The organism is Actinoplanes sp. NPDC049598 (assembly GCF_040675435.1).
Classification (GTDB): Bacteria; Actinomycetota; Actinomycetes; order Mycobacteriales; family Micromonosporaceae; genus Actinoplanes.
The window spans coordinates 343,439-355,127 of the sequence record NZ_JBFAOX010000002.1 but is presented as its reverse complement, the minus strand read 5'-3'; the positions used below and the strand labels follow the sequence as shown (position 1 = coordinate 355,127).

Annotated in this window: 12 protein-coding genes; 4 read left to right on the top strand and 8 right to left on the bottom strand. The window is 73.6% G+C overall.

The features are described from left to right. Positions 1-44: 44 nt before the first annotated feature. Positions 45-800 (bottom strand): SDR family oxidoreductase, encoded by a 756-nt coding sequence (locus AB0J66_RS07495; RefSeq protein WP_364656824.1) that lies wholly within the window; start codon positions 798-800, stop codon positions 45-47. Between the two features lie 162 nt (positions 801-962). Here AB0J66_RS07495 and AB0J66_RS07490 point away from each other — a divergent pair, with 162 nt between their 5' ends. Continuing rightward, positions 963-1,430 carry an alpha/beta hydrolase gene (locus AB0J66_RS07490; protein ID WP_364656822.1) on the top strand — a complete coding sequence of 156 codons (468 nt, stop codon included), beginning with the start codon at positions 963-965 and terminating at the stop codon, positions 1,428-1,430. A gap of 43 nt (positions 1,431-1,473) precedes the next feature. Beyond that, the gene (locus AB0J66_RS07485) at positions 1,474-2,436 is read left to right on the top strand and encodes an NAD-dependent epimerase/dehydratase family protein (RefSeq protein WP_364656819.1); all 963 of its coding nucleotides are present in this window, start codon (positions 1,474-1,476) and stop codon (positions 2,434-2,436) included. Here the strand turns inward: AB0J66_RS07485 and AB0J66_RS07480 are convergent. The 7 genes from AB0J66_RS07480 to AB0J66_RS07450 form a co-directional block, all read right to left on the bottom strand. After that, complete coding sequence (locus AB0J66_RS07480; protein WP_364656816.1) at positions 2,413-3,015, bottom strand: TetR/AcrR family transcriptional regulator; 603 nt, start codon at positions 3,013-3,015, stop codon at positions 2,413-2,415. The genes AB0J66_RS07485 and AB0J66_RS07480 overlap by 24 nt on opposite strands. Before the next feature lie 227 nt (positions 3,016-3,242). Continuing rightward, on the bottom strand, positions 3,243-3,587 hold the full coding sequence (locus AB0J66_RS07475; protein WP_364656813.1) for a hypothetical protein: 345 nt from the start codon (positions 3,585-3,587) through the stop codon (positions 3,243-3,245). Beyond that, positions 3,584-3,859 (bottom strand): hypothetical protein, encoded by a 276-nt coding sequence (locus tag AB0J66_RS07470; protein WP_364656811.1) that lies wholly within the window; start codon positions 3,857-3,859, stop codon positions 3,584-3,586. The genes AB0J66_RS07475 and AB0J66_RS07470 overlap by 4 nt, the downstream gene beginning before the upstream one ends. Before the next feature lie 12 nt (positions 3,860-3,871). Further along, positions 3,872-4,660 carry a hypothetical protein gene (locus AB0J66_RS07465; protein WP_364656808.1) on the bottom strand — a complete coding sequence of 263 codons (789 nt, stop codon included), beginning with the start codon at positions 4,658-4,660 and terminating at the stop codon, positions 3,872-3,874. Positions 4,661-4,717: 57 nt separating this feature from the next. Then, positions 4,718-6,163: a BTAD domain-containing putative transcriptional regulator gene (locus tag AB0J66_RS07460; protein ID WP_364656806.1), complete on the bottom strand. Its 1,446-nt coding sequence runs from the start codon at positions 6,161-6,163 to the stop codon at positions 4,718-4,720. 34 nt (positions 6,164-6,197) lie between these two features. Beyond that, positions 6,198-8,930: an AAA family ATPase gene (locus tag AB0J66_RS07455; protein ID WP_364656803.1), complete on the bottom strand. Its 2,733-nt coding sequence runs from the start codon at positions 8,928-8,930 to the stop codon at positions 6,198-6,200. 9 nt (positions 8,931-8,939) lie between these two features. Beyond that, a complete protein-coding gene (locus AB0J66_RS07450) occupies positions 8,940-9,548 on the bottom strand; it encodes a helix-turn-helix domain-containing protein (RefSeq protein ID WP_364656800.1) in 609 nt (202 codons plus the stop codon). 72 nt (positions 9,549-9,620) lie between these two features. Between AB0J66_RS07450 and AB0J66_RS07445 the strand changes: the two genes are divergently transcribed. Continuing rightward, entirely contained in the window at positions 9,621-11,066 is a 1,446-nt protein-coding gene (locus tag AB0J66_RS07445; protein ID WP_364656798.1) for an MFS transporter, read from the top strand. A gap of 63 nt (positions 11,067-11,129) precedes the next feature. Then, entirely contained in the window at positions 11,130-11,651 is a 522-nt protein-coding gene (locus AB0J66_RS07440) for a hypothetical protein (RefSeq protein ID WP_364656795.1), read from the top strand. The last annotated feature ends 38 nt before the right edge of the window (positions 11,652-11,689 follow it).

The following is an 11,689-nucleotide window of genomic DNA, read 5'->3' as shown; positions in this document are numbered from 1 at the left end:
TCTCGTCCGTACAGCCGGGTGAAAACATCAGTCGAGTGACTACGTCACCGGCCCGCGGCCCGCTTGGCCAGCCAGTCGGCGAACCGCGTGGGGGCGGTGCGGAAGCCGGCGTCCGGGGTGAGCGAGTTGTCGTCGAGCACCGCGCCGAAGTAGGCCGTCTTCGGGTCGGCCACGACCGTCCGAGGGTCGCCGTCGACCTTGAGGATCTGCCGGCCCAGCTCGTCCAGCGGGATCGCCTCCGGCCCGGCCACCTCGACCACGCCGTCGGCCGGCTCGGCCAGCGCCACCTCGGCCACCACGGCGGCCACGTCGTCGGCGGCCATCGGGCGCAGCTTGGCCGGGGTGAGCCGGATCGTGTCGCCGTCGGCCCCGGTCTCGGCGATGGCCTTGACGAACTCGAAGAACTGGGTCGCCTTGACGATGGTGTACGGGGTGTGACCGTCCCTGATCAGCTCCTCCTGGGCCACCTTGGCCCGCATGTAGCCGCTGTCGCGCAGCCGCTCGGCGCCGACGATGGAGAGCGCGACGTGGTGGCGTACACCGGCCGCGGCCTCCGCGTCGAGCACGTTGCCGGTCGAGGTCTGGAAGAAGCTCATCACCGCGTCGTCGGCGAAACTCGGTGAGTTGGAGACGTCGACGACCACTTGCGCGCCGTCCAGGGCGGCGGCGAGGCCCTCGCCGGTGAGCGTGTTGACGCCGGTGTTGGGCGCCGCGGCGACGGCCTCGTGCCCCTGGCCGGCCAGCCGCCGGACGACGTTCGAGCCGATCAGGCCGGTGCCTCCGATGACCACGATCTTCATGTCCTGCTCCGTTCCTCGTCTTCGTTGTGTCGGCACTGAAGCTAGGGAGCACGGGTGCGGGTTCGGTGACTAACGAGTGACGGTGAACCGGCGCCGCCCGTCGTCGTTGTGCGCGGGTGGCCGCTCCCCCCACCGGCCGACCGAAGCGAAGGGCAGCAGGACATGAGAACGAAGGAACCCGTGTGCGTCGTGCACCCCGGCTCGGAGCGGTTGAGCCTGGGCGGTGTCGAGCAGCACGTCCGGGTCGTCTACGCCGACCCGGAAGGCCAGCTCCTGAGGTTGGTGACCGGATTCGCCGGCCACCCGGTGATCCTGCTCGGTCACGCGGCCGCCGGCCCGGTCGTCCTGCGGTTCGCGCTCGACCACCCCACGACCGTGGCCGGGCTGGTGCTCTACTCGCCGGCCCCCGACGGCGAGGACCTGACCGCCCTGAGCCTGCCGACGCTGATCGTCACCGGCGCCCACGACGCGGTCTGCAGCCCGTCCCGGGCCGCCCTGCTGCATGGGCGGATCCGCGGGTCGGCCCTGCTCGTGCTCCCCGACAGCGGCAGCCGGTCGCATCTCGACCAGCCGGTCGCCTTCACCGGTGCCGTCTCCGAGTTCATCGACGTGGTAACCGACGCCACATAAAGAGAACTGGTTATCGACAACGCGTTCTCGCTAACGTCGGGGTATGACAAACGAACTGGTCCTGGTGACCGGCGGCTCCGGCTTCGTCGGCTCATACGTCGTGCGGCGCGCGCTCGCCGCCGGTTACCGCGTCCGTACGACCGTGCGAAGTCGCCCGCTAAAGGGCGTCGAGTCGGTCCGGGCCGACCTGCTCTCCGACGACGGCTGGGACTCCGCGGTCGCCGGCGCCTCGTACGTCCTGCATGTCGCCTCGCCCTTCCCGGCCGCCCAGCCCGAGGACGAGAACGACCTGATCGTCCCGGCCCGGGAGGGCACGCTGCGGGTGCTGCGGGCCGCGCGCGCCGCGGGCGTACGCCGGGTGGTGCTCACCTCGTCGTTCGCGGCGGTCGGTTACGGCCACGGCGACACCGGCCGGGTCTTCACCGAGCGCGACTGGACCGACGTGGCCGGGCCGGGTGTCTCGCCGTACGTCAAGTCGAAGACCCTGGCCGAGCGGGCCGCCTGGGATTTCGCCGCCCGCGGCGGCCCCGAGCTGACGGTCCTCAACCCGACCGGCATCTTCGGGCCGGTGCTGGGCCCGGCCTGGTCGAGCTCGGTCGACCTGGTCGCCGGCATCCTCACCGGCGCGATGACCAGCGTCCCCGACATCACGATCACCCCGGTGGACGTCCGCGACCTGGCCGACCTGCACCTGCTCGCGATGACCCGTCCGGACGCGGCGGGGGAGCGCTACATCGCCTGCGGCCCGGACGAGGTGACGCTGTCATCGGTCGCCGCCCTGCTGGGCCGGGGTGACCTGCCCGTCGGCCCGGGCGACCGCCCCCGCCACACCACGAACGCGAAGGCCGTCACGACCTTCGACTGGCACCCCCGCCCGGCCGCGGAGATGTTCCTCGACACCGCCCGGAGCCTCGCCGGCTTCTCAGCTCCCGCCGGGAGCCTCGGCGGCTTCTCAGCTCCCGCCGGGAGCCTCGGCGGCTTCTCAGCTCCCGCCCGGGATGAGTAGAGGGAGCAGCACATCGTCGACGATGTGCTCGGGCAGGCCGGGGGCGTCGCCGGCGAAGAGCTGCTCGAACAGGAGAGGGCCGAAGATCAGCCGGTCCACGATGTCTAGAACCGGGCTGTCCGCGGCGATCCGGCCCGCCTCGGCGTGCCGGCGCAGCACGGCGCGCAGCACCTCGACCTCCGGCTCGACCAGGATGTCGCGCATGGCCCGCATCAGCTCGGGGTCGAGCAGCGCGTCCCGGGCCAGCCCGGTCATGGTCGCCGTGCCGGGATCGCGCAGCCGGATCGGGCCGGCGGCGCGCTCGGCCACCGCGAGCAGGTCACCCCGCAGGCTGCCGGTGTCGATGCCGGCCGCCGACTCCGGCTTGGTCACCTGGATGGCCGTGATGATCAGCTTGGCCTTGGAGTCCCACCGCCGGTAGAGCGTGGCCACGCTGGCCCGCGCCGCCTCGGCGATGTCATCGATGGTGACCTTGTCGTAGCCGCGCTCCCGCACCAGCCGCAGGGCCGTGTCGAGCAGCTCGCGCTCCCGCTCGGGCGACAGCCGGCTGCGTCGCACTTTCGGCTGCTCCGCGGGCATCGGGTCAGCATACGGCCCAGCCGAACGGGCTCCGGCCCCGGCGGCGCGGGTTGGCGGGCCATGCGCAAGTGCGGTCCGGGCGGCGCGGGTTGGCGGGCCATGCGGGAGTGCAGTCCCGGCGGCGCGGAGTGGCCGGTCGCGCGGCTCCGGATTTCGGCGGCGCGGGGTGGCCGGTCGCGCGGCTCCGGATTTCGGCGGCGCGGGGTGGCCGGTCACGGTCGGGTCGGTCAGGCGACGTGGCGGGCCGGGCGCAGAAGGGTGAGGGCGCGCAGGGCCTCGGAGCGGGAGATCGGCTGGTCGTCCTCGGCCTGCACGGCCAGGGCCATTTCGATCGCCTGGCGGATCCAGGTCGTCTTGGGGACCTCGGCCGCCTTGGCCGCGGCCGCGACGGCCTGATCGAGCTCGGTCGGCAGGCGCAGCGAGCGCACCACCATGACCGGGGATCCGGCCGGTGGCAAGGAGTCGAGCAGGGCCTGCTCCTCCTGCGGGGCCGGGGGCGGCTCGAAGGACAGCCCGGCCATGAACGCGGCGACCTGCTCGGGCGTCTGCGGTACGTCGTTGTCGTGACTCATCGCGCCTTCTCCCACCCGCTGAACTCGGTCAGCTCCTCGTCCGTCATGCCCCGGGCCCCGATGATCTTCCAGGTGAACCCGGTGGTCTGGTAGACCGCGACGATCAGCGGCCGCCCCGACGCCGTCCGGCTCCACACGGTGAGGACCGGGACGCCGGTGGCGCTGACCGCCCGCCGCGGCCACCGCCCGCGGGCATCCAGCGCCTGCCGCACCTCGTACGCCTCGATGCCGAGCAGGGCGGCCAGTGCCCAGTCTTCCCATTCGTACGGCACCCCGCCAGCGTACTACGCGCGTAATACGTCATCCCAGTCCGCGATTATCGGCGTGAGAACCGGTTCGGGCCGCGACCGGTCGAACGCCGCGCACAAAGCCTCGACCCGCCGGAACGTCGCGCGAACGGCCGCGGCGTCTCCCTCCAGCGTGGCGGTCAACAGGAGCAGCAACTCCTCAGCGGGCCAGTGCTCCAGCGGATGCCGGCGAAGCTCCCACGGCAGGTACTTGTTGTAGGGCCGGACCCGTCCCTCCAGCGTGAAGATGACGTCCAGCAGCCACGGCACCGACTCGGCGGCGTCCAGGCGACACTCCAGCTCGCGGCCGTCGCGGTGGTTCTTCAGGGCGCGGTACGCGAAGTTGAGCCACCCGTCGAGCCGGTCGGGCTCGACGAGGATCGCCGCCGCCTCGCCGGCCGTGACCGTGGCCTGCCGCCGGATCGCGGCGGCCAGCCGCCCGCCCGACCGGTCGAACAGCACCGGCGCCCACGCGAACGACCAGCGGAACCACCACCCGCCGGAGCCGAACGGCGGCACCCGCTCCAGGTCGGCGAGCGCCACCTGAGTCTCGTCGAGCGCGGCCGAGCGGCTCGTCTGCGGGCCCTGGCCGCCGGTATCGCCCAGGACGACGAACACGTCGAGGTCGGATCGTTCGGTCGCCAGGTCCCGGCCCGCCGACCCGGAGAGAACCAGCCCCAGGAAATTGTCGCCGTGGGAGGCCTCGTGGCGGTCGGCCAGGTCGGTGAGCAACTCACGTCGCTCCGGCGTGAGGCTGGGCGGGAAGCGCAGAACGATGCCGGTCATGGCCGCGATCCTCGCCGCCGGCGAAGGGCGGCGGCAACCGAGTTGCGGGCGGCCGGATCAGCCGGCGAGGCCGGCGAGACGCCCGGCGGCGAAGTGTGCGGGAGGCTGCGTGCCGAGGTGTGCGGGAGACTCGGGCGCGAGGTCGGCGGCGATATGAGCCAAGGGGAGATCGGGCTCGACCGCAGCCAAGACGGCGGCCTCGGCCAAGGCGCGGGGCAGCCGGCCGCAGTAGTCGACTATCTCGGCCACCGCCGCCGGTTCGGCGGTGGCGCGGTCCGCGCCGAGCCGCAGGCGCAGCATGGCGGTGGCCTCCGCGAAGCTGGGCAGGGTCAGGTGGAAGTCGCCGCCGGTGCGGCTGGTCGTGATGACGACGCTGCCCGGGGTGTACGGGAGCAGACGCGCGTCGAGCGACTCGCAGTTGTCCAGGACCAGCAGGATGCGGCGGCCGGCGAGCACGGAACGCCAGCGGCCGGTCAGCGCGTCGAGATCGTCCGGCAGGTCGCGGGGGCGCTCGCCCAGGGAAGTGAGGAAACCGCGCAGGACGGTGGCCGGGGCGATGGGGGTGCGCAGGTCGGCGTACAGCTGGCCGTCGGGGCAGGTGACGGCCAGGCGGTGAGCCAGATGGAGGGCGAGGGTGGACTTGCCGACGCCGGGGCGTCCGTCGATCGAGAGGACGGCGGGACCGGTGGCCCGCCGGCGTTCGATCTCTGCGTGGGCCTCGTCGGCCCGGCGGGGCAGCAGGAACGGGTGGTCGGACGGCAGCTGGGCCGGCTTGGCCGGTGGTCGCCGGCGCAAGCTGTCGCGGGCGGCGCGCAGCTCGGCGCCGGGGTCGATGCCGAGCTCGTCCCCGAGGCGTTCGCTGACCGCGTGGAAGATGGCCAGGGCGCGGTCGCGCTGCCCGTCGGCGGCCAGGGCGAGCATGAGGCGGCTCTGCAACGGCTCGTCCAGCGGCTGGTCGCGGGCGACCTCGCGCAGCGCCGGCAGCACCCGGGCCGCCTGGCCGGCCCGCAGGGCGGCGTCGGCCGCGTCCCGGGCCGCCCGTGACCGTTCGCCGTCGATGCTCTCGAAGACCGGGCTCGGGTCGAGGCCCTCGGCGCACGGCCCGCGCCACAGGGCGAGGGCTTGCAGATAACGCTCGACCGGATCCGGGCCGGTCGGCGCCGCCGCGACCAGATCGCGGAAGGCCAGCAGGTCGAGAGTGGACCGGTCGGCCCGCAGCAGGTAACCGTCGCCGACCCGGGACAGCAGCGAGCCGGCCGAGCGGATCGGCAGGTGCGGCTCCATCAGGCGGCGGAGCCGGCCGATCGAGCGGTGCAGCACATTGGCCGCGCTGGCCGGCGGCTCGTCCCCCCAGACGAGCTCGACCAGCTCGGACTGGCCGACCACCGAGCCGGCCCGGCCCAGCAGCAGGGCCAGCACCGTGCCCTGGCGGCCGGCGCCCGCGGGCAGTTCCCGGTCGCCGTCGCGGACGACGACCGGGCCGAGGATCGTAAAGCGGATCACCTCCTCAGCCTGTCGGCCGGGGGTGCGGAAAACATCAGTACGATGACTGCGCCGCGCCGCCCAGGGCCGCCGCCAGGTGACGGCGGCCACTGACCCCCAGACGGGGATAGATGCGGTAGAGGTGCGCCCCGACCGTGCGGTGTGAGATGAACAGCCGCTGGCCGATCTCGCGGTTGGTCAGGCCCTCGGCGGCCAGCGTGGCGATCTGCATCTCCTGGGCCGAGAGCTGGTCGCTCAGGTTCTCGTGGCGTCGCCCGCTCGACTCACCGGTCGCTCGCAGCTGGTCACGGGCCAGCTCGGCCCAGGGCCGGGCGCCGAGCCGGTCGAACTCGTCGCGGGCGGTGCGCAGCGGCACCCGGGCGTCGACCTGCCGCCGTTGCCGGCGCAGCCAACGGCCGTGGTTGAGGTGCAGCCGGGCCCGGACGAGCTGCACCCCGGCCGGCAGCGTGGCGAACGCGTCGGCGTACCGCTGCTCCGCCTCGTCGTCCGGCGCCAGGACGGCGCTCGTGTAGGCGTACGCCATGGTCATCATCTCGGTGGGCAGGCTGCGGGCCAGCGCCGGCAGCTCCGCGACCAGCGCCCGGGCCTGCTCGACCGTGCCCGCGGCGAGCGCGGCGTCGGCCAGATCGGGGGCGACGAGCCAGCGGCCCACCGAGTGGAAGTGCGGATCGCCCGGATCGAAGACCCGGGCCAGGAGGTCGTACGCCTCCTCGACCCGCCCGCCGAGCAGGGCGAGCAGCCCCTCCACCTGCCGGGTGATGGAGGAGGCGAACGGCATGCCCGGCAGCAGCGGGTCCGCGCGCAGCTCCCGCACCATCTCCTCGGCCTGGGCGTGCTCGCCGCGGGTCACCGCCACCAGACCGGCGACGGACCGCACACCCAGCAGCACGATCGCCTCGCCGGTCTCCTTGGCCAGCGCGACGCCCTCCGCGGCGTCGGCCCGCGCCCGGTCGAGCTGACCGAGGTAGAAGCGGGGCCAGGAGCCGGCGAGCGAGCGGGCCAGCAGCCCGAGCCGGCCCTGGGCCCGCCAGACGGCGCCCGCCTGAGCCAGGAACCGGGTGCTGTGGGTGAAGTCGCCGAAGCCCATGGCGCCACTGCCGAGGTAGTGCAGGATCCGCCCGTCGTGCCGGTCCGGGTCGAGGTGGCTGATCCGGTCGAGCACCTCCGCGCCGAAGCGGTACGGCTCCGCGTAGGCCCGCACGGCCAGCAGGAGCGGATCGTCCGGTCCCACGTCCCTGCGGTCCGCCGCGGCGGCGAGCTCCGCCCTCGTGCCGGCGTCACCGTCCTGGAAGTAGCAGCGGGAAGCGGCTCGCCAGAGGAGGTTGTCGGCCACGTCGTGGGCACCGGCGCGGTCTGCGGCGGCGGCCGCGGTGACCATGTCGTGGATGCGCCGCTGCGGCTCGTCGGGCTCGAACGCCGCGTTGTCCGAGACGAGAAGCAGGCGGGCCCGCTCGACCGGGCCCATCACGGCCGGGTCGGCCCCGGCCAGCAGCGCCCGGGTCCGGCGGCGATCGCTGAGCTGGCCCGACAGCTCGGCCGCCCGCACCAGCAGGCCCGTCCGGCGGCGCGGATCCCGTACCAGCGAAGCCGCTTGCTGCAGGGCCGGAACGGCCGCAGCGACCTTGCCCCGGGCCTGGGCCGCCTCCGCGGACCGTTCGAGCCGGTCGGCGAGATCGTCGTCCGGGCCGATGGCGGCTGCCGCCTCGTGGAAGAGCCGGCGGTCCGGTTGATCGGCCAGCACGGCGGCGAGCGCGCGGTGGGCGGCGAGCCGATGCGTCACGCGGGCCCGGTTGTAGATCGCCGAACGCATCAGCGGGTGGCGGAACGCGGGACCGTCCGCGGTCATCGCGATCAGATCCGCGTCCACCGCTTCCTGCAGCGCGTCGATGGTCACGATCGAGCCGGTGACCTGCCGGGCCGCCTCCAGCAGGCGATCGAGCGACGCGGTCGGCTCGGCCGCGAGCACGAGCAGCAGCGCCCGGCTGGACGGGCTCGTCGAGTCGGTGCGCGCGGCGAACGCGCTCTCCAGCCGCTGGGTCAACGGCAGGTCACCGGCGTTGGCCGGGGTGTCCGGCACGGCCTTGGGCAGCTCGATCAGGGCCAGCGGATTGCCGGCGGCCCGGTCCAGGATCAGCGCCCGCAGGTGCGGGGGAAGGGCGGGCGCGCCGGCGTCGAGCAGCTCGGCCGCGGCGGGGCCGTCGAGCGGGGCCAGGGCCAGCTCCGGGGTGTAGCCGGAGCCGACCCGCCCGGTGCCGTCCGGCCGGGTCGCGCCGAGGACGAGAAGGGCATGACCGTGCGCCCGCCGGGCCACGAACAGCATGGCGTCCCGGGTGGACGGATCGATCCACTGGAGGTCGTCGGCGGCCACCAGCACCGGGCTCCGGGTGGCGACGTCGGCGAGCAGCTCGAGCACGGCCAGGCCGACCCGGTAGACGTCGGGCTCGACGTCGTCGGCGCCGAAGGCGGCCCGCAGCACCGCCCGGTGCCCGGCCGGAAGCCGCTCGATCTCGCCGAGCAGGGGCTGCAGCAGCAGGTTGAGCGCGGCGAACGGGAACCAGCGCTCGGTCTCGACGCCGGCTGTCGACAGCACGGTGAAGCCGCGCTCGAGCGCGTCGGCCCGCGCGGCTCGCAGCAGGGCCGTCTTGCCGACCCCGGCCGGTCCGTGGATCAGCAGCGCGGTGCCGTTGCCGGCGGCCGCCTCGGCCAGCAGACCCCGGGTCAGGCGGAGTTCGGTCTCTCGGCCGATCATGCTCCGCTCCCCAGTCACCCAGGTATTTTAAGCCCGTCCGTAGACCAGACGATCAATCGCCTCGGCGAGATCGCCGACCGCCTCGCGCAGCTCGGCGTCGGAGGCGCCGGCCAGTTGCCCGTATCGGGCGTCGCGAATAGCCGAGATCATCTCGGCCAGCCGGTGGGCCGGGATGGCCGTGGTGGCCGTGCCGTTGTCCTGGTCACGGCGGATCTTCTCGGCCGCCCGCTCGTCGTACCGCGCCTTGATCCGGCCGATGAAGGAGCGCAGCTCCCCGGAGGTGGCGACGGCAGTGGCGGCGCAGGAGAGGATGCCGGCGTTGGCCCGCCAGAGTGTGGCGGACGTCTCCAGCTGAACGCGCAGCAGCTCGGGGGCGGGGCCGTCGGCGTCGAACCAGACGTGCGAGGCGGCGAGCTCGTCCCACACGTGCGACATCAGCGCGGTCAGCACCGCGGTCTTCGTCGGGAAGTAGAAGTAGAAGCTCGTCCGCGAGATACCGGCGCCGCCCGCGAGGTCGTCGATGGTGACCGACTCGTACGGCCGCTCGGAGAACAGCGCCCGGGCGGCGTCGAGGATCGCGGCTTCGCGCCGATCGCCCTTGGACGGGCCGGTCCGGCGCCGCGTCACCTGGCTCATCAGGGCCCTCCTCCTGTGATCATCGACGCTGTGTCGAGTTTTGTGGTCACTGCGTTGATAGCGTAGCCGGACGTGACCTCACATGTACGCGTACGGCCTGGCCTGCTGCTTCTGGCGGCTGCGGCCGCCAGCTTCCTGCTGGCCCTGATCCAGTCCATCCCGGTGCCGGTGCTGCCGCAGATCGCCGCTCAGCTCGGTGCGGACGCCACCACCGTCGGCTGGGTGTCCACGGCGACGCTGCTCGCCGCCTCGGCCTGTACGCCGCTGCTGGGGCGGCTCGGCCACGTGCTCGGCATCAAGCCGGTCTTCATCGCCACGCTGGCCGTCACCCTGGCCGGCAGCGTGCTCGCGGCCACGGTCCACGACATCGGCGGGCTGATCGTCGCCCGCGTCCTGCAGGGCACCAGCTTCGCCCTGTTCCCGCTCGGCATCAGCCTGCTGCGCCACGAGCTGCCGCCGGCCAAGCTCACCCACAGCATGGCCGTCGTCGCCTCCACCCTCGGCGTCGGCGGCGGGGTCGCGCTGGTCGCGGCCGGGCTGCTCACCCAGGGCGACGCCGACTACCGGCGGATCTTCTGGCTCACCGCCGCCATCAGCGCGATCGCCCTGGCGCTGGCGGTCACCCTGCCCCGGCGCTCGGGCGCGGGCGGCCGGGTCGACTACCTCGGCGCCGTGGTCCTGGCGGCCGGGCTGGTCAGCCTGCTGCTGCCGATCTCGCAGGGGCACACCTGGGGCTGGGGTTCGGCCCGCGTGCTCGTCCTCTTCGCGGCGGCCGTGATCATCCTCGTCGGCTTCTACTTCCTCCAGAGGCGTACGGCCGCGCCGCTCGTCTCGGTCGAGATGCTGCGCCACCGCCCGATCCTGGTCACCAACCTGGCCGCGATGGCGGTCGGTTTCGCGATGTTCGCGCTGCAGCTGGCCACCAGCTATTTCGTGCAGAGCCCGAGCGCGTACACGGGCTTCGGGTTCAGCGCCACCGTCCTGGAGACCAGCGTCATCTACCTGCTGCCGGGCGCGGCGGCCAGCGTCGTGGTCGGGCCGCTCGCCGGCGTGCTCGTGGGCAAGCTCGGGCCGCGCATCGTGCTGGCCGCCGCCTGCGGCATCGGCGCGGCCGGTCTGGCCTCGCTGACCTTCCTGCACGACAACAAGGTCGAGACCATCGCCGCCTTCGTGGTGGCGAGCTGCGCGATCGCCATGGCCTACGCGTCCATGCCGGCGCTGCTGGTCAGCCACGTGCAGCCGGCCGAGACGGGCATCGCCAACTCGGTCAACTCCATCATGCGCACGGTCGGCGGCACCATCGGCAGCGCCCTGGTGATCACGATCCTGGCCGGGCAGACCCGCCTCGTCGGCGCCGCCGCCCTGCCGACCGAGAACGCGTTCCGGATCAGCTATGTGCTGGGCGCCATCGTCTTCGCCATCGGCGGCGCGCTGGTCCTGCTGTTCATCAAGCGCGACCAGCCCGCTCCCGTACCGGTCGCGCCGACGACCGCCGACCTGGAGCCCGCCCGGTCCTAGCTCTGATGTCGGACACCCGCTTGTCGGCCGGCCCGGGGCCATCGCGGTCCTAGCCTTGGCGTCATGGAGCGTCCGGACTGGCAGGGGCCGCTCGGAGTGGCCTTCGATCACGCGACCGCGTACCTGGGTGGACTACCGGAGCGGCCGGTGCGGCCCTCGGCGTCGCTCGAGTCGCTGCGAGCGGCGCTGGGCGGGAAGCTGCAGACCGGGTCGCTGCGGCCGGAGAAGGTGGTGGCCGACCTCGTCGCCGCGGCTTCGCCGGGGGTGATGGCCTCGTCGAGCGGCCGGTTCTTCGGCTTCGTGATCGGCGGGGCGACGCCGGCCGCGCTGGCCGCCGACTGGCTGACCTCGACCTGGGATCAGAACGCCGGGTTGTACGTGCTCGGGCCGGCCGCCGGCGTCGTCGAGGAGACGGCGGCGGGATGGCTGGTGGACGTTGTACGACTCCGGGCTGGTCATCTGTGTGCACCCGGACGAGCACCGGGCGGCCATGGGGGTCCGGGCGAGCTATCTGCAGCACGCCGCGTCGGGGGAGCGGGACGCGCTCGCTGCGCCGTATTCAGGCGGAGGGCACGTCCTGGATGAGCGGCACCACCTGGAACGGGGCCGCGGCCATCCGCATC

Excerpts from the sequence above, each read along its gene's own strand:
- AB0J66_RS07440 (WP_364656795.1), top strand. The coding sequence starts at position 11,130 with ATGGAGCGTCCGGACTGGCAGGGGCCGCTCGGAGTGGCCTTCGATCAC.
- AB0J66_RS07475 (WP_364656813.1), bottom strand. The coding sequence starts at position 3,587 with ATGAGTCACGACAACGACGTACCGCAGACGCCCGAGCAGGTCGCCGCG.
- AB0J66_RS07480 (WP_364656816.1), bottom strand. The coding sequence starts at position 3,015 with ATGCCCGCGGAGCAGCCGAAAGTGCGACGCAGCCGGCTGTCGCCCGAG.
- AB0J66_RS07490 (WP_364656822.1), top strand. The coding sequence starts at position 963 with ATGAGAACGAAGGAACCCGTGTGCGTCGTGCACCCCGGCTCGGAGCGG.
- AB0J66_RS07495 (WP_364656824.1), bottom strand. The coding sequence starts at position 800 with ATGAAGATCGTGGTCATCGGAGGCACCGGCCTGATCGGCTCGAACGTC.
- AB0J66_RS07450 (WP_364656800.1), bottom strand. The coding sequence starts at position 9,548 with ATGAGCCAGGTGACGCGGCGCCGGACCGGCCCGTCCAAGGGCGATCGG.
- AB0J66_RS07465 (WP_364656808.1), bottom strand. The coding sequence starts at position 4,660 with ATGACCGGCATCGTTCTGCGCTTCCCGCCCAGCCTCACGCCGGAGCGA.
- AB0J66_RS07485 (WP_364656819.1), top strand. The coding sequence starts at position 1,474 with ATGACAAACGAACTGGTCCTGGTGACCGGCGGCTCCGGCTTCGTCGGC.